The 21,840-nt window shown below is 60.5% G+C and carries 13 protein-coding genes; 5 read left to right on the top strand and 8 right to left on the bottom strand.

Annotation, left to right across the window (positions count from 1 at the left end):
* Window positions 1-30: 30 nt before the first annotated feature.
* The 3 genes from hydG to J3R75_RS18115 all read right to left on the bottom strand — a co-directional run bounded on the left by hydG (window position 31) and on the right by J3R75_RS18115 (window position 2,860).
* Window positions 31-1,449, bottom strand: a complete 1,419-nt coding sequence (gene hydG / locus J3R75_RS18125; protein ID WP_307264684.1) for a [FeFe] hydrogenase H-cluster radical SAM maturase HydG — start codon at window positions 1,447-1,449, stop codon at window positions 31-33.
* A gap of 88 nt (window positions 1,450-1,537) precedes the next feature.
* The gene (gene hydE / locus J3R75_RS18120) at window positions 1,538-2,602 is read right to left on the bottom strand and encodes a [FeFe] hydrogenase H-cluster radical SAM maturase HydE (protein WP_307264682.1); all 1,065 of its coding nucleotides are present in this window, start codon (window positions 2,600-2,602) and stop codon (window positions 1,538-1,540) included.
* A 3-nt stretch (window positions 2,603-2,605) separates the two neighbouring features.
* Window positions 2,606-2,860, bottom strand: a complete 255-nt coding sequence (locus tag J3R75_RS18115) for a TM1266 family iron-only hydrogenase system putative regulator (RefSeq protein ID WP_307264680.1) — start codon at window positions 2,858-2,860, stop codon at window positions 2,606-2,608.
* A 392-nt stretch (window positions 2,861-3,252) separates the two neighbouring features.
* On the opposite strand from J3R75_RS18115, the gene J3R75_RS18110 reads away from it, so the two are divergent.
* The 3 genes from J3R75_RS18110 to J3R75_RS18100 all read left to right on the top strand — a co-directional run bounded on the left by J3R75_RS18110 (window position 3,253) and on the right by J3R75_RS18100 (window position 5,422).
* The gene (locus tag J3R75_RS18110) at window positions 3,253-3,474 is read left to right on the top strand and encodes a hypothetical protein (RefSeq protein WP_307264678.1); all 222 of its coding nucleotides are present in this window, start codon (window positions 3,253-3,255) and stop codon (window positions 3,472-3,474) included.
* 107 nt (window positions 3,475-3,581) lie between these two features.
* Complete coding sequence (locus tag J3R75_RS18105) at window positions 3,582-4,280, top strand: DUF1559 family PulG-like putative transporter (RefSeq protein WP_307264675.1); 699 nt, start codon at window positions 3,582-3,584, stop codon at window positions 4,278-4,280.
* 266 nt (window positions 4,281-4,546) lie between these two features.
* The gene (locus tag J3R75_RS18100) at window positions 4,547-5,422 is read left to right on the top strand and encodes a sugar phosphate isomerase/epimerase family protein (RefSeq protein WP_307264673.1); all 876 of its coding nucleotides are present in this window, start codon (window positions 4,547-4,549) and stop codon (window positions 5,420-5,422) included.
* A 188-nt stretch (window positions 5,423-5,610) separates the two neighbouring features.
* Here J3R75_RS18100 and J3R75_RS18095 read toward each other — a convergent pair whose 3' ends face one another.
* The 5 genes from J3R75_RS18095 to J3R75_RS18075 form a co-directional block, all read right to left on the bottom strand.
* On the bottom strand, window positions 5,611-8,178 hold the full coding sequence (locus J3R75_RS18095; protein ID WP_307264671.1) for a DUF6259 domain-containing protein: 2,568 nt from the start codon (window positions 8,176-8,178) through the stop codon (window positions 5,611-5,613).
* 69 nt (window positions 8,179-8,247) lie between these two features.
* Entirely contained in the window at window positions 8,248-10,023 is a 1,776-nt protein-coding gene (locus J3R75_RS18090) for a beta-L-arabinofuranosidase domain-containing protein (RefSeq protein ID WP_307264668.1), read from the bottom strand.
* A gap of 76 nt (window positions 10,024-10,099) precedes the next feature.
* Window positions 10,100-11,158: a glycoside hydrolase family 43 protein gene (locus J3R75_RS18085; protein ID WP_307264665.1), complete on the bottom strand. Its 1,059-nt coding sequence runs from the start codon at window positions 11,156-11,158 to the stop codon at window positions 10,100-10,102.
* A 524-nt stretch (window positions 11,159-11,682) separates the two neighbouring features.
* Window positions 11,683-15,912, bottom strand: coding sequence for a glycoside hydrolase (locus J3R75_RS18080; protein ID WP_307264663.1), 4,230 nt, complete (start codon window positions 15,910-15,912; stop codon window positions 11,683-11,685).
* A 557-nt stretch (window positions 15,913-16,469) separates the two neighbouring features.
* Window positions 16,470-17,159 carry a DUF1559 family PulG-like putative transporter gene (locus J3R75_RS18075; protein ID WP_307264661.1) on the bottom strand — a complete coding sequence of 230 codons (690 nt, stop codon included), beginning with the start codon at window positions 17,157-17,159 and terminating at the stop codon, window positions 16,470-16,472.
* Window positions 17,160-17,394: 235 nt separating this feature from the next.
* Between J3R75_RS18075 and J3R75_RS18070 the strand changes: the two genes are divergently transcribed.
* Complete coding sequence (locus J3R75_RS18070) at window positions 17,395-18,312, top strand: hypothetical protein (RefSeq protein WP_307264659.1); 918 nt, start codon at window positions 17,395-17,397, stop codon at window positions 18,310-18,312.
* A gap of 88 nt (window positions 18,313-18,400) precedes the next feature.
* A complete protein-coding gene (locus tag J3R75_RS18065) occupies window positions 18,401-21,439 on the top strand; it encodes a DUF5107 domain-containing protein (RefSeq protein WP_307264656.1) in 3,039 nt (1,012 codons plus the stop codon).
* The last annotated feature ends 401 nt before the right edge of the window (window positions 21,440-21,840 follow it).

Genomic DNA, 21,840 nt, shown 5'->3' with positions numbered 1-21,840 from the left:
ATGCGGCATGCAGTGCGCTTTGCGGCGGGTTCAGAAGCGGAAGTCGCGCTGGCCATCGTTGATGGCGGCCAGATTGCGCTTGGCGATGTCGCGGACTTTTTCCCGCGGGACCTTCTCGATTTCCCGGGCGATGAGCTCTTCGCCGATGCGGCGGGTTTCTGGCGATGCGTAGTCCATGAGGTATTCCTTGAGGGTCATGAGCGCATTGGGGTGGCAGCAGTTGAGGATCTGGCCGCTTTTGCAGAGTGACATGAAGCGGTCGCCGGTGCGTCCTTCGCGGTAACAGGCGGTGCAGAAGCTGGGTATGTAGCCCATGTTCATCAGCCAGTGGACGATTTCATCGAGGGTGCGGCGGTCGCTGAGCTCGAACTGTTCGGATTTGGCGTCGTCGGGTTCAGGATCGGCGTAGCCGCCGACGCTGGTGCGCGAAGCGCCGCTGATCTGCGATACGCCGAGGTGCAGCACGCGTTCGCGGCAGGACTGGCTTTCACGGGTCGAGATGATGATGCCGGTGTAGGGCACGGCGATGCGGATGCAGGCGACGATCTTGGCGAAGGTGTCTTCGTTGATGCCGTTGTCGAAACTGCTGGGGTCGACATCGTCTGCGGCCTTGATGCGCGGGACGCTGATGGTGTGTGGGCCGACGCCCATGGCGGCTTCGAGGTGCTCGGCGTGCATGAGCAGGCCGGCGTATTCATAGCGGTAGCGTTCCAGGCCGAAGAGCACGCCGATGCCGACGTCGTCAATGCCGCCCTGCATGGCGCGGTCCATGGCTTCGGTGTGCCATTTGTAATCGTGCTTGGGGCCAGTCGGGTGGAGTTTTTCGTAGCTGTCTTTATGGTAGGTTTCCTGGAAGAGAATGTAGGTGCCGATGCCGGCGTCTTTGAGCTTGCGGTAGTCATCGACGGTGGTGGCTGCAATATTGACATTGACGCGGCGGATGACGCCATTTTTGTGCTTGACGCTGTAGATGGTCTTGATGCTTTCGAGGATGTATTCGAGCGGGTTGTTGACGGGGTCTTCGCCGGCTTCGAGGGCGAGGCGTTTATGGCCCATGTCTTGGAGGGCGATGACCTCGCGGCGGATTTCGTCCTGGCTGAGTTTGATGCGCGGTATGCGCTTGTTCTTCAGGTGATATGGGCAGTAGACGCAGCCGTTGATGCAGTAGTTGGATAGGTACAGCGGCGCGAACATGACAATGCGGTTGCCGTAGAAGTCTTTTTTGATCTGCTCGGCCAGTGCGTAGATTTTCTGGTTGCGGTCTTCGAGGGTGCAGGCCAGCAGGACGGACGCTTCGCGGTGGCTGAGGCCTTTGCGCAACTCGGCCTTGGTGATGATGGTGTCGATCAGTTCGGCATTGGTGGCGTTGGCGTCGGCATACGCGAGGGTGGCCAAAATTTCATCGTGGTTGATGAAGTCTTCGGCATGCGGTGATTTGGGATCGTACATGGTGTTTTTCTTTCTGTGGGTGGTGGTCAAATATTGCGCAAATGAAAGTTGTTATTTGATGTGGTGATTGGCGCGTGGCTGTCTGTTGTCAGATTTGCAGTGGCGGCTGGTCACCGCGGGCAACGACGACCTCGTAGCCGGCTGCAGCCATGCGTTGTCGCAGGGTATCCAGCCCCTCGGCGGCCTCGCTGCCGAAGGACATTTTGTTGTCGTAGAGGAGGTATTTGCCGCGGACGTCGGCGGGCGAGAGATTAGGCATGACGACGTTGGCGCCGGCGCGCATGCCCTTGGCGTGTCCCTGTGGGTCCATGGTGCCCAGGGCGGTGGTTGCTGGCAAGAGCACATTGGGCAGCATGATGCGGATGAGGCTGAGCAGAATCAGCGTGAGATCGACGCTGCCGGCCGGCTCGTGGGCGTAACGCGTGGCATGCTGGGGGATGAAGGGGCCGATGCCGACCATGGCCGGCCGGAAGTCGCCCAAAAACACCATGTCTTCGGCGATATGCGCCAGTGTTTGGCCGGGCGCGCCAACCATGAAACCCGCGCCGGTTTGAAAGCCGATGGCCTGCAGATTGCGCAGGCAGTCCAGGCGAGTGGCCAGGCGTTGCCGGGCGGGATGCAGGGACGCATAAAGCTCGGTATTGACCGCTTCGTGCCGCAGCAGATAACGGTTGGCGCCGGCGGCAAAAAGCCGCTCGTAACTCTCGCGGCTGCGCTCGCCCAGGGACAGCGTAATCGCCGAGTCCGGATGATGCGTGCGGATGGCCGCGACGAGTTCGGCAAGGCGATCGTCGTTGAACCAGGCGTCTTCGCCGCCCTGGAGGACGAACGTGCGGAAGCCGAGGTCGTAGCCGACCTGGCAGCAGCCGAGGATTTCGTCTAGGCTGAGGCGATAGCGGCTGACCTCGCCGTTGCTTTTGCGGATGCCGCAGTAGAAGCAGTCGTTCCGACAGTAGTTGCTGAGCTCAATCAGGCCGCGAATGTACACCGTGCGGCCGAAATAGCGTTCGCGGATGGCGTGGGCGCAGACGCGGATTTCCTCCGCGAAGGCCGGGTTGTTTTGAGCGGCAATGAGCAGTACCAGCCACTGCTGATGGCTGAGGCGGCCGTGCGCGCGTAATTCGTCGATATAGGTGCTGTTCGTGCTGGCCATGTGCTATTCCTGGGGGAGTTTGGCGTAGATGGTTTTGGAATTGACGCCGGGGATCATACCGAGCTTGCCGGCCAGAGCGCTGATGACATCGGCCGGGGCGTCGACGGCGACGCTGATGATGGACACGCCGCGCTGAGGATAGGGCAGGCCCATGCGGCCAATGATGTACTCGCCGTAGCAGTGCAGCAGGGCGTTGAGGGGCTCTGCAGACTCTTTGTTGTCAACGACGATGCCGATGAGTGCTACGCGTTTGTTCATGCTTGTTTGTCCTGTCCTTGGCGGGCTGTAATCTGGAAAACAACAAAAAAGGCACTTTCCGGGTAAGGGAAAGTGCCTTGACATGATCGGCAGAAGACGGTGGCGGCGGTTAAGCCGGCCGAGTTTTCCGAAATGGCTTGCGTTGGCTTCGCTTGGGTGAAGCTTGGGCGCGCCGGTGTAATGTTGTCAGACTGCTTGCCTTACCCTCAGAACGGATCTTCGGGGTCAGTACAGGATATGGTCGCGGGAGCAGGTGAGCCGAAAGGGCTTCGTGTCGCCGCGGAAATACAGTGGTGTGACGCGCCGTCAGCGCCCGCAAGGCGGGGCTTTTGACTTATCACGAGTCATTACTATATAGCTGCAGGGCAAAGATGCAATGAGAAAAACCACAGGTGGACGTGGACAAAGTGGACAGCGTGGACAGCGTGGACAGCGTGGACAGCGTGGACAGCTTGGACAGCGTGGACAGCTTGGACAGGGTGGACAGCGTGGACAGCGTGGACAGCGTGGACAGCGTGGACAGCGTGGACAGCGTGGACAGCGTGGACAGCGTGGACAGCGTGGACAGCGTGGACGAGGATGACTTGGTTAAGTTTGCGTGTTTCTGTGGTTAACAACTTGCATAACGTTTTGTTAGGTGGTAGCTTGGTAGCATTGTCAGGTCGACGCTGCCGGGATGACGGCGTTGGTTTTGCGTGCAGGAAAACAAGGAGGGTTAGCCATGTTGAAGAGAGTGATATGCTTCACGCTGATTGAGCTGTTGGTGGTGATTGCGATTATAGCGATATTGGCGGCGATGCTATTACCGGCGTTAAGCAAGGCGCGGGAGAAGGCGCGGCAAATATCCTGTACGTCCAATCACAAGCAGCTGGCCCTGGCCGATCTGATGTACCACGACGACTACGATCGTTTGCTGACATCGCGTTACACGGTTGATCCCGCGCAGACGTCGTGGGACAAGCAGGCGTCATGGCGGGTGTTTGCCTACCAGTATTGCTCGGATCTCAAGATGTTCGAATGTCCGTCTTACTCGGGTGGCAAGTACTCCACCTATAGCAATGCGGGCAAGTTTGTCGTTGGTGAAGCGACGCTTGGCAGCGGAACCGGCGTCAACCACATTCACTGGGATGGCGGCGCGCCCGATGCGACTCTGGGCTGTTCGCTGGGGAGTGTGACCATGCCATCGGTGGCGATCATCATGGGCGACAGCACAGCGCACGAGTTCAATATCCAGAGTAATGACGCTGGTTTCAGTCGACGGATGGCAAGCAGTCTGGGCGCTTTCCAGCCAGAAGCGGCCATTCGTCATAACAACGGCTGCAACTATGCCTTTGCTGATGGCCGTGCCGCCTGGTACAAGCCCGAGACCATACCCTGCAAACAGAGTGAATGCTGGTGGTCTCGTACCAACAAACATTGATGGCGTAGCGAGACTGAGGCATTGGTCGGCGCGCGACGCGAAGCATCTTTCGGCACCCTGGGGGACGATATTCCCCGGGTGCCGTTTTTTTTGCTGGGCAAATTAGCCTGCGGTGTCTCGCCAGGTGGGATTCAGGCTAGTATGGTAGGGGCGAACGTAGTTTTTTGGCGTCGTTGTTAGGCTGATGGTGTCGCGACGCGACTATTGCCGCAGTTGATATTCGACGGCAGCGGCTGTGTGTTTTTGGTGCACAAAGAGAGGTTAGTATGGAACTGCGTAGTATGAACCGGCGGGATTTTCTGAAGGCTTCGGGGTTGAGCGCGTTGGCTGCGGGCCTGTTGCCGCGGGCCGTGATGGGTCAGGATGGCGGCAAAAAGCCGGCTCGGATTGCGTTGCAGCTGTATTCCTTGCGGGAGGACAGCAAGAAGGACTTTGACGCCGTGCTGGCTGAGGTTGGCAAGTTGGGCATCGCCGGCGTGGAGTTTGCCGGCTACCATGGTTACGGCGGCAAGGCCAAGGAGTTGCGGCAGCGCCTGGATGACCTCGGGCTGGTCGCTGCGGGCACGCACATCGGCACGGGCAGTTTTCGCGGCGATAATCTCCAGCGCACGATTGATTTCCACCAGGCGATTGGCTGCAAGTACTTGATTGTGCCTGGTGACAAGGACTTCACCAATCCGGAGAAATGGCGTGCGCTGGCTGAGCTGTACAGCGCCACGGCGGAAAAACTGAAGCCCCTGGGGATGGCCTGTGGTTACCACAATCACACGGCGGAATTCAAACAGCACGAGGGCAAGAGCTTCTTCGAGCTTTTTGCCGACAACACGCCTGCGGACGTCGTCTTGCAACAGGACTGCGGCTGGTCCTTCCATGCCGGACAGGACCCGGTGGCGCTGATCAAGAAGTATCCCGGGCGCTTTGGCACTGTGCACATCAAACCGATGGCGCGCCGTGGCGACGCGGGCAAGAAAGCGATCATCGGTCTGGACTCCGTGCCATGGTCGGACGTGGTCGCTGCCTGTAATCAGGTCGGCGGTACTGAATGGCTGACCATTGAGCAGGAGAGTTATCCCGATGGCAAGAGCCCGCTGGAGTGCGTGAAGGCGTCCGTTGCTGGGCTGAAGGCAATCGTGGCCGGCTGACAAGAACGCAGGCATTCAAACGAAAATAACACCGGCGCTCCGAGGCAGAAAAGCCGTTTCGGAGCGCCGTTTATTTTGTATCCAAGCGCCTTGTTTTGCCGCACCGGTGGCGACCATGGGATTGCCTGCGGCGACCACTGCGGGCGATGGCAGTGCGCGGTTTCGTACCGGACGGCGAATGACGTTAGTCAGCGGATGTCTTTGGCGGCTATGACGCGGATTTCGTCTGCCTGGAGATTGATGGGGGTGGCTTTGCCCTGCCAGTGCAGGGTGCCGACCTGGGCTGATTTCGTGGCATTGACCAGCACCACGGCTTCTTCGCCGTTGGCGGCGCGGAAGCGATTATGGAAGATGACCGGCGGCTGCCAGCGTTGGTAGTTGGTGGTCTCGCAGTCCAGCTTGGGTGGCGGGAGCATTTCGCCGTGCTGCAGCCAGGCGCTGTAGTCGCGGTAAGCGCGAACCCAGTTTTGCTGGAATTGTTGACTGGTGGCGAGGCGGCTAGAGGCGACGTCCTGCCAGCTGCCGTCGGGCTGACGGGCTTCGAGGCGGACATCGTCGACGTAGGTGCGTGAGTCGTCTCGGGTGTTGATCATAATGCGGATCATCTCGGCGCCTTCGGGTACGGTGAATTCCTGTTGGCGCAGGACCCAGCCCTCTTCGGGTGTTGGGAAGATCAGGCTGCCGCCGACGCCGGTGCTGCCCAGGCCCGGTGCGAAGAGTGCGAAGCCGATGTGATTGGGTTCTTGATGGCGTTCGGTTTTGAGCCAGGCGCTCAGGCGGTACTGGCCGTTGGCGACGAAGGTATCCTGGTTGATGTTGATATTGCGGGACACTTGGACAATTTGGTCGGGCGTGGTGTCCAGACGCAACGCCTGTTGGCCGCTATGGACGCCTTCGCTGACGATGTCAGCCGCGCCGTCCCAGGTGACGCCTTTGTAGCCGTTGACCTTTTCCCAGCCGGGCTGGATGAGCGTCTCGGTGCTCAGTTCGAAGCCGCCGTTGTCCAGCAGCATGCCGTCGGCGGAGGGCTTTCTGGCGTTGATGTGGGGTATCTGGCCATCGGCGGCGCAGAAGGCCTGCCAGACGATGTCGCCGTGCCTGGGGTTGCTTTGGAAGCAGGGCAGGTACTCGTGGTAGATGTAGTTGAAGACGGATGCCCATGGATAATCGACTTGGCAGTTGCGGTAGTCCTGGAGGCCGACGAGGTGGTTGAAGACCTCGTTGGGTTCTTCGATGCAGACCACGGGATCGGCGATGTCCTCGCCCATTGTCTTGTACATGGACTTGAGCTGATCGGTGAAGACGTCGGTCATCCAGCGGCCGTAGCCTTTGGGATGGGCGTGATCGGGGTGGTAGCAGGCAGGGAAGTTGCCGCCAACGACCTGGTCGACCTGGATGATATCGCAGCCGAGCTTGACCAGCGGTCGGCAGATTTCTTCATTCCACCAGCGGCGGGTCCATTCTTCGCCGGGGCACATGCAGGCATTGACGCCGCCGCGGAGCCAGCCGGCGCGGCGTTCGTAAAGCGTGCCGTCGATGTTGTGGATGGCGTATTTGCGGGCGCGCTGATCGAAGCGTTCCTGATCGACCCACTCGAAACTGCCGTCGGCACGCTTGTTGAAGGACAGCGTCCAGTGATAGCCGGAGGGCCAAGGGAAGGGATGGGCATTGAGGGGACGGATGGCGCTGGTCATGGCGGCGAAGCGCTCGTTGTCTGGAAAGACCGGGAAGTAATCCGGGGTGATCCAGGTGTGGACTTTTTCCCAGCCCCAGAGGGCGACGATGAGGTGCGTGTCAGCGAATTCATTTTTCCAGGTTGTGCGGACCCACTCGCTGATCATTTCGGGCTTGGCGAGCCAGTCGCGGTGGAAGCGGATGAGGGTTGGGCCCTGTTTGAGCCAGGCGGGGATATTGTCGCGCTCAAGGAAAGTCTGGCGGCACCAGTATTGTTTTTTCGCCCAGGTTTTGTAGAGTTCGGCGGCGTCATGCCAGGTGATGTCGCGGCCATCGGGTGTTTGCCAGCAGCGGGTCAGGATGGGGTAGGGATTGCTCCAGTCGCCGCCTTCGAGGGTGCAGTGGATGTTCCAGAACCAGCGCCAGGCATTCGCCTGGCGAATCAAGTGGTTGCTTTTGGGCCAGGCGGCGGTATCGGGCGTCATGGTGTAGAACATGTCCTTGGTGTAGAGCTGGGCGGAGAATTGCGCGGCCAGGCTGCCGGGCTGTCTGACGCGCGAGGACCCGCCTTCCTTCATCAGCGCAGGCGTGAACAGCCCGCCCTTGGTTGAGCCCTGGAGGGCGACGGATTTTGCCTCGTCGTCAAAGGCCAGGTTTAGCACGGGGTAATTGAAGTTGAGGACGAAGAGGTTATTCGGCGTGGTGGCGCGGAGGTCCCAGCGGAGGTCGTCGCCAGCGGCGCTGATGACGCAGGTGACGACCAGCCCGGGGTAGTCGGTGAAGTCGCTGTAGGTGATTTCGAGGCGATTGTCCACCATGGCGCTGGTGACGGTTTTGGCGTCACTGGCAGGGAGCCAGATGACTTTGTCGCCGGGGCTGCTCTTGGGCACGAAGCCGACCATGAAGAGCGTTGCGTCGGATGGCTGGAGGAGCTCGCGGCCACTTTGGTTGCGCAGGCTGACAATGCGGCCTTGTTCGAAAGTGGCGCTGAGACTGCCGGCGGCGATGCTTTGGCCGCGGGCGGCCGAGGCGCTCAGGACGACGGCGGCCACGGCGATGATGCTGGTGAGGAGCTGTTTCATTGCTTGTTCTCCCGGAGCAGTGGTGGGTGACGAAACGGTGGCGGATGTCGCTGGTCTGGTGAGCGGCGCTTATTCTTTCTTGGCGCTGCTGTCGGCTTTGAACATGGGGAAGCAGCTGAAGGTCTCGGTTTGCAATTCGTAATAAGGTTGGACCTTGTAGCCGGGGCAGCCGTTGATGGCGAAGGACAGGGTCTTTTTGCCGGCCTTGAGGCGGCCGATGAGATCGGCGGCTTTGCCAGGCAGGACGATGCCTTTGTCGTGATTGCGTTTGCCGACGACGGCCATGAGCAGCGGTCCGTAGGTGTAGGAACAGCGATCGAAGCCCTCGACGGCGTTGTCGCCCTTGTAGGGGATGGCGGCGAAGCCCATGGGGATGTCGAAGCTGATGGCATCGCCTTCACGCCATTGGCGGTAAATGACCACGTAGCTGCCGGGTTTGCCGACGCAGTGTTTTTTGCCGTTGAGCTTGATGGGCACGTCGGCGGTGGCGTAGCGCGGAATGCGCAGGCGGAGGGTGAATTCCTGTGGCTGCGCCATGCTGAAGCGCAGAGCGACCTTGCCGTCGTCGGGGAAGCCGCTTTCCTGGTCGAGGGTGATGAGCTGCTGGGCACTTTCCCATTGCAGTTGCGAAGGGGCGTAGATATCGCAGCTGAGCGTGTCTTTGGTCATGGTGTAGAGGTATTCAGGCAGGGAGCCGAAGATGCGGGTGCCGACGCCTGAACAGCAGTGGTTGGGGCGCACTGGGGGCGCCTTGGTGTCGTCGAGGAAGGCGAAGTAGCGGATGTCCTCGTCGCCATTCTGGTTGGCGATGGCGATGTTGTAGAGGCTCTGCTCGACTTCGAAGACGTAGCGTTCGTCGTCAGGGAAGAGCCGGTGCAGGCGCTGATTGAGGTGGAGCCAGAAGGACGAGCAGCACAGTTCGTTGTATTTGTAGTTCTTGTAGAAGTAGTTGCAGCCGGGGTGGGCGTCCGGTGACGCTTCGCACATGACGATGCCGCCGCCGGGATGCTGCCAGTCTTGCACGTAGAGGTCCCAGCAACCCTTGACGGCATTGAGCAAGTATGGCGCGCCGAAGAAGCGATAGAGATCAAGGTAGCCCTCGAAGGCTTCTAGTTCGCTGCCGTGGGGATGGGGCTCGCGGCCGGGCTGCCGGCGGATGTGCACGGCGTCGCGCTCGTGGCCGATGAATTGCGCCAGGCGCCAGGTCTCTTCATAGACTTCCCGGCAGATGTGCATGTCCTGTGGACAGCCGATTTCGGTGACGAAGACGCTGGGCGAGGCGACAACGCCCTGGAAAGCCAGCATCAGATACTTGATCACCGGCAGATCGGGGCAGCGGTTGAACCAGTCCTGCCAGCGGCGCAGCAGCGGGAAGGCGCGCTTGTCGCCACCGCGGGCGGCGGCGATCAGGCCGTAGGTCAGCCAGATGCGGACGTAATGGGGGTATTCCTTACGGGCGAAGTCGTTTTTGTCGAAGGGCATGAGCCAGCCGTCATCTTCGGCGGCTTCGGTGATGAAGTCAATGACTTCGCTGACGCCCTTGCGCAGGCCTTTGTGTTCTTCCCAGCGCAGGGCGTTGCCGGCGCCCATGAGATACTGCGAGGCGGTCTGGCCCTTGAGATTGTCTTCGAAGTGTCCGCTGTAGCGTTCGGCTTTGGGCGTGCGGCCTTGTTTGATGTCGAACCAGTAGCGCATGCGGTCCATGTCCAGGCGTTTAAGATTGAACTGGACATTGTTGTCGAAGACCTTGCGGAAGAGCCCGCCGGTGAGTTTGACACCGTGGAGGGGCGTGAAGAGCTGGTCAGGTACGGCCATGCGAGCGTTGTAGTCGAAGTACTGGGCCATGTGCGTTCTCCTTGTTCACGACGGGGCGGGTGGTGGGATATCCGACGATGAAACGGGCTAAGGGGTCAGCGTGTACTTACAGTTTGAGTCGCCATTCGGCGGGGGCGTGGATGAGTGGACGGTCGTCGGCGAACTGAATCGGCAGCCAGAGATAGCGGCCGTCGATGGCGTTTTCGGGCGTCCAGCGGTCGGCCATGAAGATGTACTGATCGTTGGCTAGTGGCAGGACGAAGGTGCTTTGGCTACGGTAGGTGGTATCGCCGTCTTCGTCGCAGGCGGGATTGCCCAGTTCCTCCCAGGGGCCGAAGAGCGACTCAGCGACGGCCGAGCGAGCGGCGTTGGGTTTCCAACCGGTGCAGCCCGAGCCGATGAAGTAGTACTTGCCATGGCGTTTGAAGATACAGGGCGCCTCCATGAAGCGCTTGACGAAGATGCGGCAGAAGCGGCCGGTGTAGCCGAGGAGGTCCGGGGTGAGCTCGGCAATGTGGGTAGTGCTGTTCATTTCTGACGAATAGACCTGATAGGCCGTGCCGTCGTCGTCAACAAAGACGCCCATGTCCCGTGATTCCTGGCCGCGCTCAATGCAGGCGCCGAGGAGATTGGCGTCGTTAGCGTGCGCCCGGATGGCCTTGCCGCCCTGGGCGTAAATCTCTTTGGCCTGTTTGATGGACTCGGAGTCCTTGAGCTCCGGTGGGGTGTTTACTGGCCAGTGGCCGGGAACGGGCCGTTGCACGTGGTGAAAGACGAAGGGGCCGAGGGGATGGTCTGCGACCGCAAAGCCGATAGCCGCGTCGTCGTAGCGCTTGTCGGACTCAAAATGAAAATGCATGACGAATTGGCCCGTTGTGCGCGACCGGAGGACTTTCGGGCGTTCGAGGACGCAGCCGGTAGGCAGCTCGGGCACGCGGTTGTCGCGAATATCCAAGGCGATGCCGCCATCGCGCCAGTTGTAGAGGTCGTCGGAAACATAGACGTGTACGCCGACTTGCGCGGAATTGCCGGCCGTGCCCTCGATCTTGTGCTCGCCATACCAGTAGTAGGAGCCATTGTGCTGAAGAATGCCGCCGCCGTGGGCGTTGATGTGCACGCCGTGGTCATCGGGCCAGAGCTCGCCGGGGATAAAGGAGGTGCGCATGGTCGGTGGAAATCCTGGGTGGTGGAGGGTGTGGGTGGGGTATCATTGCATGCCAGAAGGCAAATTCCGAGGACAGGCAAAAAACTATCGTGTAGTCACGGGGTTTTCAACCAGAATGACGCAAAATGCAGTCGATGGCAGTCGAGGCCAGTCGAGGGCAGTCGATGGCAGTCGAGAGCAGTCGATGGCAGTCGAGAGCAGTCGAGAGCAGTCGAGAGCAGTCGAGAGCAGTCGAGGGCAGTCGAGGGCAGTCGAGGGCAGTCGATGGCAGTCGAGGGCAGTCGAGAGCAGTCGAGAGCAGTCGAGGGCAGTCGAGAGCAGTCGAGGGCAGTCGAGAGCAGTCGATGGCAGTCGAGAGCAGTCGAGGCCAGTCGAGAGCAGTCGAGAGCAGTCGATGGCAGTCGATGGCAGTCGAGAGCAGTCGAGAGCAGTCGATGGCAGTCGAGAGCAGTCGATTTTTACTGGGGCGACCGGCGGTCCCCCCAGTCGAGAGCCATCGAAAGCAGTCGCCATGCGTCGGTGCTTTACTCGGCGATGACGGTGGCGGGGTGTTTGGCGCGCTGGTAGTCTTTGCTGGCGAAAGCGAAGTCGGCTTGTTGGCTGTGGATGAAGTAGGTGTAGTGGAGCTGGTCGGTTTTGGCGGTAGTGAAGCCGATCTGGCCTTTATTGGTATCGCCTTTGGAGTCCCAGAAGGCGATGTTGTCGAAAGCCGTGGTGGTTGCCACGCAGGAATGTGCCCAGCCGTCGCCGCGGAGGGCAAACCACTGCGGGTCTTTGTTGGCGTTGTAGATGCCCTGGGCGCCTTCGCCGAGGCCCATGCGGGTGCGGTTGCCTTTATCGTCAAGGAAATCGGCATCGGCGCAATAGAAGCCGCGCGAGTAGAGACCGCCGGCGGATTTGTCTAGCGACACGATAACCGTGAAGCGCCCTGGCCAGAGTTTGTAGGTCTTCGTGTAGTTGACGCCATTGCGCAGCGTTTTGGCCACCACGAGTTCGGTCAGCGCCGGGCCGTTTTTGAGCAGTTCGAAACGCTTCAGATCGGCTTGCTCTTCGCGAGACCAGCCGGTGCTTTCAGATGAGACCACGAGGGAGGACAGGAAGTCGGGGCCGGGTCCTTGGGGGGTGACGGGCATCAGGTCCATGATAACGCCGTCGCGGAAGGCCAGCGCATAGTTGTCGCCCTGGTAGCTGCCCTCGCCGTGCCTGATGGTGGACAGCTGGAAGCCGGTGCCCTGGCTCGTAAGGGGCTGCGAGGTTGTCTGGTTGGCGGCGATGACGAAGATGCTGCTGCCACCTGCCGGCGTCGAGTAGCAGAAGTCGATGTCGCCGGCGGCGTTCTTGAGGCCGTCGAAGCCCTCTGCGGGCGTGAATTGCGCGTAATCGACCAAGCAGTGGCTGCCGTCGGCGAGTTGTTGGAAGACGCGGACGTTGTCAGCCAGGATGGGCGCGGCCTGGTTGTCCAGCAGCGGAGCAAAATCGACCTTGAGAGAAACCGGTTCGAGGACGCGATCGACATCGCCATTCTGAATGGTGATGGTCTTTTGCAGGGGGAAGTCCTTGAGATCGAGATTGATTTTGCAGGGCCAGTGGCTGCGGTTGTTGCGTGGCATGAGGTCCTGATATTTATCGGGCGTGGTCAGTTCGGCGATCAGGTGGTGTCGGCCGGCCAAGTGGCTGAGATCGAGGGCGAGCGACTGTGTCACGCTGCCGCCGACGGGGATTTTGGCGAGGGCGGCTTGGGCGATCATACGTTCGGGCGCTACGGCGTCCGCATAGACGCGCAGGGTTGCTGTGCTGGCTTGCTGGCCGACGTTGCTGATGGCGAAGGCGACGGTCGGCGTTTCCGTGGCGAGATAGTGGCCTTTGGCTGTGCTGGTGCCAAAGACGAGATCGGGCTGACGGGCGGCGTCGTCCCAAAGCAGGAGGAAAGTGCCATCATCTGGGAGGACGACGCCGGCGTCGGTGACGGTGACAGCAACGAGTGCCTCGGGGCTGCCGGCGGCATCGAGGCGGTAGGCGGTCAGGCCGGACAGTTCGGGACGGCCGAAGAGTTTGGCGAAGAATGAGCGCTTGCCGAAATGGCTTGTGGGCAGTGTCATGCCTTTGCCCATGATGGTCAACTGCAGCCGGCCGGGAGCGAGTTTTGTGGCCTGCATGACACTGAGCTCGCCGCTGCCGTCGGCGGTCATGGCGCTGCGGAAGAGGAAATCGCCACAGCTGACTTCCGAGAATTGCATGCCGTTGCGCGCGACCAATGACTGGCGTAGCGCGGGGCCGACGACGGCGAAGCCGTTTTGCGGCAGGGCGTAACTTTCACCGGCGATGTCGATGGTGCGGACTTCCGGGGCGAAATTGACCACGGCGATAGTGCCGTCGCTGAAGGTTGTGCGTTGCAGGGCGCGATCGGGGCTGAGGAATTCATGGGTGAGCATTTCGGCCATGCCGACGGTTTCGTGCATCTTGCTCACGTGGAAATAGCTTCTGAGGAAAGCCCGGCGGTCGCGCTGCCAGAGGCCGTGTTGATTGACCCAGTAGAGTGGCATGCTGCCATAGAGGATGTTGAAGGCATCTTTTTTGGCGGTGACTTCGGGTGCGGCGTCGATGAGGAAGTCGGTCGCGTCGCCCCAGTACCAGGTAGTGGAAATACAGTCGTGGAAGACCAGTTCCCACAAGGGCAGGCGTGTTTCGTGGCCAATACCGTATTTTTCGTAGAGCGGGAAGCGGTCAGTGGGCTTTTCAGGTTCCCAGAGATTGTGGTCTTTGGTTTTGGGGCGGAGGAGGTGCCCGGCCGGCCAGGAGTAGGAGCCGCCGGACATCATTCCCTCGACGTAATGCAGCGACTTGACGCCCCACCAGCGGCCGTGTTCGCCGCCGGCGACCAGATTGAGGGTTTCGCCGACGTAGGCCAGCAGGTCTTCGCCGCAACGTCGTTTGGCCGTGCGGTCCAAGGGATGTTCCGGGTCGTAGCATTCATAGAGGCTTTCGGCGGTAGTTACGTCGATGAAACGGGTGTTGTAGGGCATTTTAGCCAGGTCTTTGGGCATGACGATCTGGGCGGCGGGCAGCCATAGGGCTGGGCAGCGCTTCATGTACTGCGTCTTTTTGTCGAAAGTCAGCCAGGCCTTCTTGCGGCTTTGGTCTTGCTCCATGACGCAGTCTTCGGGGATGCGGCCGCGGGCGCTGTCGACGCCTTCGTTTTCCCGCAGGGGGAGGATATCCGTGTAGTTGTCATAGCGGCCGGTGAGATAGCCCAGATCGTTCATGGCCGCGGTGACTTCGGGCGAAGACGGGCCATTGATCAGCAGCTTGTCAATGCCGTGGGCTTTGGCTTCCTGCGCGAAGGAGAGTGATCCGCCGCCCCAGATATCGGCCGCGCCCATGAGTTTATGGACATTGGGGTTGCGGGTGGCTTTTTCCTTGAGGGTGACCAGGTAGCCCGTGTTTTTGGCGATGCCGCGCCAGTGTTTGGCCAGATCGACATAGCCGCCACGGTCGGTGAAGTAGAAGCGGTAGCTGCGTGCGTCCGGTCCGAACTGGCCTTTGCGGGCAGCCCAGGAGAGTTGCGGTACGTGGGTACAGCCGGTGGCCAGGTCGATTTTGGCCATGTTGATATTGACGTCGTCTGGCGAATCGAAAATGACCGCATAGCCGCCGCCGCTGGTCATGTCCAAGATGCCGATCCATGGCATGTCGAGGGTGCTGCCGCCGCTCATGGCTGAGCGGCGGAAGGGCGTTTCGTTGAGGGGATAGAAGTGACCGTTGCTGTAATCGGCTACAAGCAGTGCGCCGTCAGGGCTGTCGAGGAGGAAGCCCCGCGTGCTGGGGATGCTGCGTTTCATAGCGTCTTCGCCGATGGCGCTTTCGCTGAACTGCAGTTCGGCGCCGACCAGGCGGCAACGCACGGCGCGGGTAGGGCCGTCGCTGCTGGTGGCCTGCCATGACCAGCCGTCCTCATCGGGCAGCGTGGCGAAATTCTGGAATGCTGGCGTCAGTGCGGTTTTTGCGGTCGTGGCGCTTTCGGGCGCCGGTGCCAGGAGCAGCGGCAGGAAAGTGGCGGGTTGCGAATGGACCCAGGTGCGCGGATAGTAGAGCTGGCCCTCCCGGCCGGAGGGGCTGTCGCAGTCGTTGATGCCCAGGGCGAAGGGTATGGTCAGACCGGCCTTGATCGGCAGTTTGACGGCGAGTGTGAGGGGCAGGGCGGCGGCGACGTGGTAGCCGTCTTTGAGTCGTTTGACCTCGGCGAAAATGCCCATCGCCGTCCCATTGGCGTTCACGATTTCGACCTGACCGGGCTCGATGCGGATGGCATACTGGGTGCTGCCTAGCCAGAATTCGACGGAGTCGCGTTCCCACCAGTCGCGGCGGTCGGCTTCGGGGGGCATGAGCACGTCGTCCGTCACGGATAGTGTGAGGAGGAGGGTATCGCCAGTGCGACCGAGGTGGAGTGTGGCGGAGCAGTCCGCCGGGCCGTCGATCTTTTTGGCATCGGCGGTCATGGCCGGCGTGATGTCAATGCGGTTGCCCGCGCTGGCGACGTCTTTAGTCTGGCTGCTAAGGTCCGCAAGTGTCAATGGCGGGGTGCTTTGCAGGGCCGCAGTTGCCGGCTGTTGCCAGCGTTGCCCGTTGCGTTTGTCGACAACGTCGATACGACCGTTTTGGGGATCGGCCGTGACGCGTAGGAAGGCGTTTTCGATGACCTCGCCGTAGCCGACACAGGCCGCAATGAAAGCCGCGAAAAAGCATGATTTCAGCATAAGTCACTCCTTTTCTGGTGGTTGACGGCTTTGCCGTAGTAGATCCGGGGAAAAACGCACAGTGACATAATAACCCCGGGGTGAATAAGTGCACGCGAGAACACCTATGACGGGACAAAAAAAGGTAATCAGTCAGCCATTGATATTGGATGCACGATATGCATCTGTCTGGCGCATGGGACGCGACGTGCCTCGCCAATGTGGCGCCCTCCGGGCGCAATTCTAACCTGCTATCATACCCCGGGTTGCGGCGCCCTCCGGGCACCTCACCCGGGGTTATGCATGGTGCGGCCCTCCGGGCCGAACTTGGCCGATCTGACGACTTGCTTTGTCCGGTTCGGGTCGAAAACCACCACCATTAAATATCCATGTTTTTGCGCCGTAGGCGCTTAACCATGCTTAACCCCAGGCTTTAGCCTGGGGACGCAGCCTGCCAACAGACAGTGCCTCGTAGAGGCACCACAGTTTTGGTTATCAATCCCTAACCGGTTACAAAAAAAAGCGGCTGGGTGTGTTATCACTCAGCCGCCAGGTGTATTCGTCGCCGGATGCGTGGCTTATTTGTTGTCCCAGTGGTTGTCAGCGGAGCCGTAGGCGTGGCCGTTGAGCAGCGGGCCGTAGAAGTTGCGCCAGTTCATCCAGGCCACGTGGCCATCAAGGAAAGATACGTTCATGCCTTCGTTATGGCGGGGGACAGCGCGGCGGTTGTTGTCATCGGAGGCAGACCCGAAAGGCGAGGTGCCTTGGCTAGTGAAGCCGCCGGGGCACATCCACTGCCAGTGGGTGACGGCATCGGCCAGAGGTGGCCAGGTGGCGGCGTTGGTATTGCCGGCAACGGCGTTGGTGCAGCGCTGAGCGTCGGCAAAGAACGAGGTGAAGGCTGGGTTGGGGATTTGCGTTTGGTGTATGGAGGTGTAGTTGCCACCGGTGTTGCGGCTGGCGCCGTAGCCGCGTGAATAGTCGCTCTTGCTGGGGCAGATGAGCACTTTGCTGTCGCCATAATAAGAGGGGAGGAATTGCCACCAGGCCTTGGCGATGACGCCGCCCCACCAGCCGGGGGTGATGTTGCCTTCGTGGTCGTCCGTGTACATCGCATTGGCCAGCGCCAGCTGTTTCAGGTTGCTGGTGCAGGAGATACTGCGGGCTTTTTCGCGCGCTTTGCTCAAGGCCGGCAGCAGCATGGCCGCCAAGATCGCAATAATGGCAATCACGACAAGTAATTCGATGAGGGTGAAAACTTTGCGCATGAGTTTCCTTTGTGTATTGGGGATGTGTTTGCAGGCTGCAATTCTCATTGCCGGAATCTTGGCTAGTATATCATTTTTGTTTCGTCAAGACAAGGGACGAAGTGCAATTTGCCGCAGGATAATGGTAATCGGTCAGTAACTGCCCCGGCAGGGAATTCACCGGGGTGGTTACTGACTGCTTGCTGCGAAAAAGTGGTATGGCTGTTTGCAGACCCATGAATGGCGTATACACTTGATGGCATGGGTGTTTTGTTCGGCTTATCAACTCGCCATGGAGTCCGACATTCAGGAGGGTATTGCCATGTTGCCGCAGGTGGAATTTTTGGGCAAGCGCGTGTCGCGTCTGATCATTGGTGACAATCCGGTCAATGGCCACAGCTACATCCCGGAGTTGATTTCCAAGGACGACATGCTGGACTACTACACGGAGGCGACGGTGCATGCGGCGATGGACGAGGGTCTGCGGCTGGGCTACAACACGTGGTTGCCGCTGGCCTGCGACTTCATGCTGCGGGCGCTGCGGCACTACCGTAACTGCGGCAAGGAGCTGGAGATTATCTTCCAGCCCTATCCGGCTCTGGATTTCGCGGTCAACCTGCGGCAGATGTTGGAACTCAAGCCGTTGGGGATTTACCACCAGGGCACCACGACCGACGGTCTGATGGAGCAAGGCAAGGCGCAGGTCATCAAGGACCGCATCAAGATGGTCAAGGACAGCGGGGTGCATATTGGCCTGGGCACCCACGTGCCGGAAACGATTCTGCAGGCCGAAGAGGAAGAGTGGGGCTGCGATTTCTACGTGGGTTGCCTGCATAACACCCGCAAGCGCGGTGACGGCCAGCTCAGCTCGTTCATCACCGGCAAGCCCAAACACATGAAATTTTATGCTGAAGATCGGCCGCTGATGCTGTCGGCGATGCGGCAGGTCAGCAAGCCCTGCATCGCCTTCAAGGTCTTGGCTGGTGGCCAGTTGTTTTACCATCACCGCGCGGAGGAGACGCCGGCGATTGTGGAAGAGGCTTTTCGCGAGGCCTTCAGCCAGCTCAAGGCTGGCGATATTGCCGCCGTCGGCTGTTTCCAGCGGGACAAGAATCAGCTGGCGGAGAACGCCGCCGCGCTGACGCGGGCGCTGACCGCCATGGGCAAGGCCTGAGCAGCCGCCAGTAACAAGCATTGTTGTTGATCGCTGTCGTTGCGACAGCATTGAAAAAAGTCACAAACACTATTCGGAACACGACGTGATGTTGAACAAAACCCGACTTATTGAAGAAGTCCTGACCATTCCGACCTATGGCATTGGCGTGTCGCCGACGGTGCCGATTTTTTATGAAGGGCGCGGCAATCAAGGCGCGCAGGGGCATGTCTATCCCTACGCGTTGCAAGACAAGCTTACGGCAGAGCGCCGCGACCGACAATGGCGTTGTCTCACCCTGGAAAATGACTATGTGAGCTACTGTGTCCTGCCCGATTTGGGCGGGCGCCTGTTTCGCGCGGTGGACAAGGTGAACGGCTACGACTTTTTCTACCGGCAGGACGTCATCAAACCGGCGCTGATTGGCGTGCTGGGGGCGTGGTTTTCCGGCGGCGTCGAGTGGAATTTTCCCCATCACCACCGCACGACCACCTTTACGCCGATTGACTATCGGCTGGAAGAGAGCGCTGACGGCTCGGCGACCATCTGGCTGGCCGAGACAGAGCGGCGCCACCGTTTGCGTTCGGAAGTGGGTCTGACCCTGTCGCCGGGCAGCTCCTGCCTGCGGGTGCGTTTGCGTTTCTGCAATTACACGGCCCTGCCGCATTCCTTCCTCTACTGGGCGAATGCGGCTGTGCATGCCAACGAGGACTACCAGGTCATATTTCCGCCCGACACGACCTACGCGATCTACCACGCGAAGGACCAGGCATGCGCCTGGCCAGTATTCAACGGCGATTTCAAGGGCATTCACTTCGAACAGACCGATCTGAGCTTCTGGAAAAACCATCCGGCACCGAGCTCGTTCTTCTGCGGCAAGAGCCGCGAAAATTTCTTTGGCGGTTACGACCACGGGCGGCGCAGCGGCGTGATCATCTGCGCGGACCGGCATTTTGCCGAGGGCAAGAAGTTCTTTCTCTGGGGCAACAATGAGCATGCCCGCACCTGGGACAAGAATCTTACTGACGACAATGGCCCGTACCTGGAGCTCATGGCCGGCGCCTATTCGGACAACCAGCCGGACTACACGTGGCTGCAGCCCGGCGAGGAGAAGTGCGCCGAGCAGTTCTTTTATCCCATTCGCGAGATCGGGGTGGTCAAGCGTGCCAATCCGCTGGTCGCGATCAACTTGTCGGCGACGGCTCAAGGCCTCTTCATCGGCGTGCAGGCCACGCAGATTTTTGCCGGCGCGTGGGTGGCGCTGTGGGACAGCGCGGGGAAAGCCATCAAGGACTGGACGGTCGATCTGTCGCCGACCAAGGTATTCACTGCCGAATTGCCGCTGGCACTGACGCCGGGCATGACCTTGATCTTGAGGACGGGAGATGGCAAGCACATTATCAGCTACAGCGAGCCGCTCACCAAGCCCGCCGCCGTCACGCCGACGCTCACCAGGCCGCCAGCGAAGCCCGAGGATTTTGCGACCGTCGAGGAGCTCTACTATGCCGCGCAGCGCCTGGAGCAGTTCCACAACTCCGTGATCAGCTCGGAGCCGTATTACGCCGAGGCGCTGAAGCGAGACCCGAACGACTATCGGACGACCATTGCGGTGGCCATTCGCCGCGCCAAACAGGGCCTTTGGCAGGACGCCGAAGAGCTGCTGCGCCGGGCAGTCGGCCGCGCAACAGCTAATAACACCACGCCGCAGAATGGCGATGTGTTCTACTACCTCGGCGTAGTCTTGCAGGCGCAGGAGAAGAACGCCGAGGCGGAAGATTGCCTGTATCAGGCGTGCTGGTACCCCGCCTGGCAGCAAGCCGCCAGCTACGCCCTGGCGGAAATCGCCATAGCGACGAGACGGCCGGTGGAAGCCGGGGCATTGTTGCAGGAACGCCCTGGCGATCGGGCGCGGCGGCTGGAAAAGATCCTCACCAGCGATGTGTTCAACGACGACTATCGCCTGGCTGACCCGGTGCAGATGCGGCTGGAAAATGCCTGCGTGGCCATAGGCGCTGGGAGTTGGCAGAGGGCGCTGCTGCAGCTGGGTGATGACGGCAGCTATCCGTTGCTGCATTATTACCGCGCGTATTGCCTCAGTCGGCTGGGGCGGACGAACGAAGCGCAGGCCGCGTGCAAACTGGGCGCGGCCGCACCGGCCGATTACTGCTTTCCCTTCCGTTGGGAAAGCGAGAAGGTGCTGCGCAATGCGCTGGCACTGAACGCTGACGACAGCCATGCCTGGTATTACCTCGGCTGTCTGCTGCGCTACTTGGAACGGCCTGCTGAGGCACTGGCGGCGTGGGAGAAGGCTCGCGAACTCGGTCTGCGTATGGGCAATCTCTGCTTCTGTTTGAGTCAGGCCTACGCCAAGGCCAATCGGCATGATGAAGCCGACCGGGCCATGCAGGACGCCATGGCCTGCGAGCCCGCCAATCCGATCTTTCTGCGCGAGCTCGACCGCATTGCCGAACGGCAGAAGGTGCCAGCAGAGAAGCGCCTGGAATTTCTGCAGGCCCGGCAGGACGTGGCCAAGGAACGAGACGATCTGCTGCTGCGCGAAATAGTCCTCCTCAATCAATGCGGCCGTTACGACGACGCGCTGGCGTTGATCGGCAATCGGCGTTTCTATGTCTGGGAGGGCAACGAAGTGATTGTCCACGATGCTTTTGTCGATGCCCATCTCAGTCGCGGCAAGCTGCGCCTGGCGGCTGGCGACGCGGCTTTGGCCAAGGAGGACTTTGTCACGGCCTTGGAATACCCGTTGAACCTCGGTGTCGGGCGTCCCTATCATGACGTGCGCAGTCACCAGTTACACTACTACATCGGCATGGCCTGCAAGGCGCTGGGCGATACGAGTGGCGCGACCGCGGCTTTCGCGCAGGCTGTGGCGAAGACCTATCCGGAAAGCATCCTCAATCAGCGCCTGAATTATCTCGACGTGCCCTACTGCCAGGTTCTGGCCTTCCAGGAACTCGGCCGGGACGCCGAAGCGCAGACGCTCCTCGACGCTACCCGCAAATACTACCGGGGCATTCTCGGCGACGACGGGAAGCAGGACTTTTTCGCCAAATTTGGCGATGCCCAGCCCGCCGCGCCGCGGCAGCAGGCCGCGTTGCGCCTGCTCAAGGCCATCGAGGGTAGGAAATAACCGCAGCGCCCGGGCTGAAATTGTCAGGCCCGCAACGTAATCGGTCACCCATTGATAATGGCGGCCAAACATGCCGCCGATGTCAATCCCAGGTAAGCAAGTGAGTTTCATTGCCCCTTTTGCTCCAGTCAGCTTCGCCGACTGGGGCAAAAGGGGCCGAGGAACACGAACATGGTCGCCGTTGTACCCAGGGCGGCGCACGCTTTCAGCGTGCTTGCCCTGGGCTGGTATGTTTCGCGCTTTCAGCGCTTCTGCCGCTTCGCGGCCAGGGAAACGGGCACGTTTGACTCAGCCAGAAGCTCTATGGCTCAATTCTCAATGGGTGACCGATTACCCCGCAACACCAAGCACCGCCAGCAACCGTGAGGCGCCGTGGGCGGTCGGGGTACTGGCGGTGTTTT

Source organism: Oligosphaera ethanolica (assembly GCF_030814695.1).
Lineage (GTDB): Bacteria > Verrucomicrobiota > Lentisphaeria > Oligosphaerales > Oligosphaeraceae > Oligosphaera > Oligosphaera ethanolica.
Note: the sequence above shows the minus strand (reverse complement) of the source record. Positions and strands in the feature narration are given on the sequence as shown.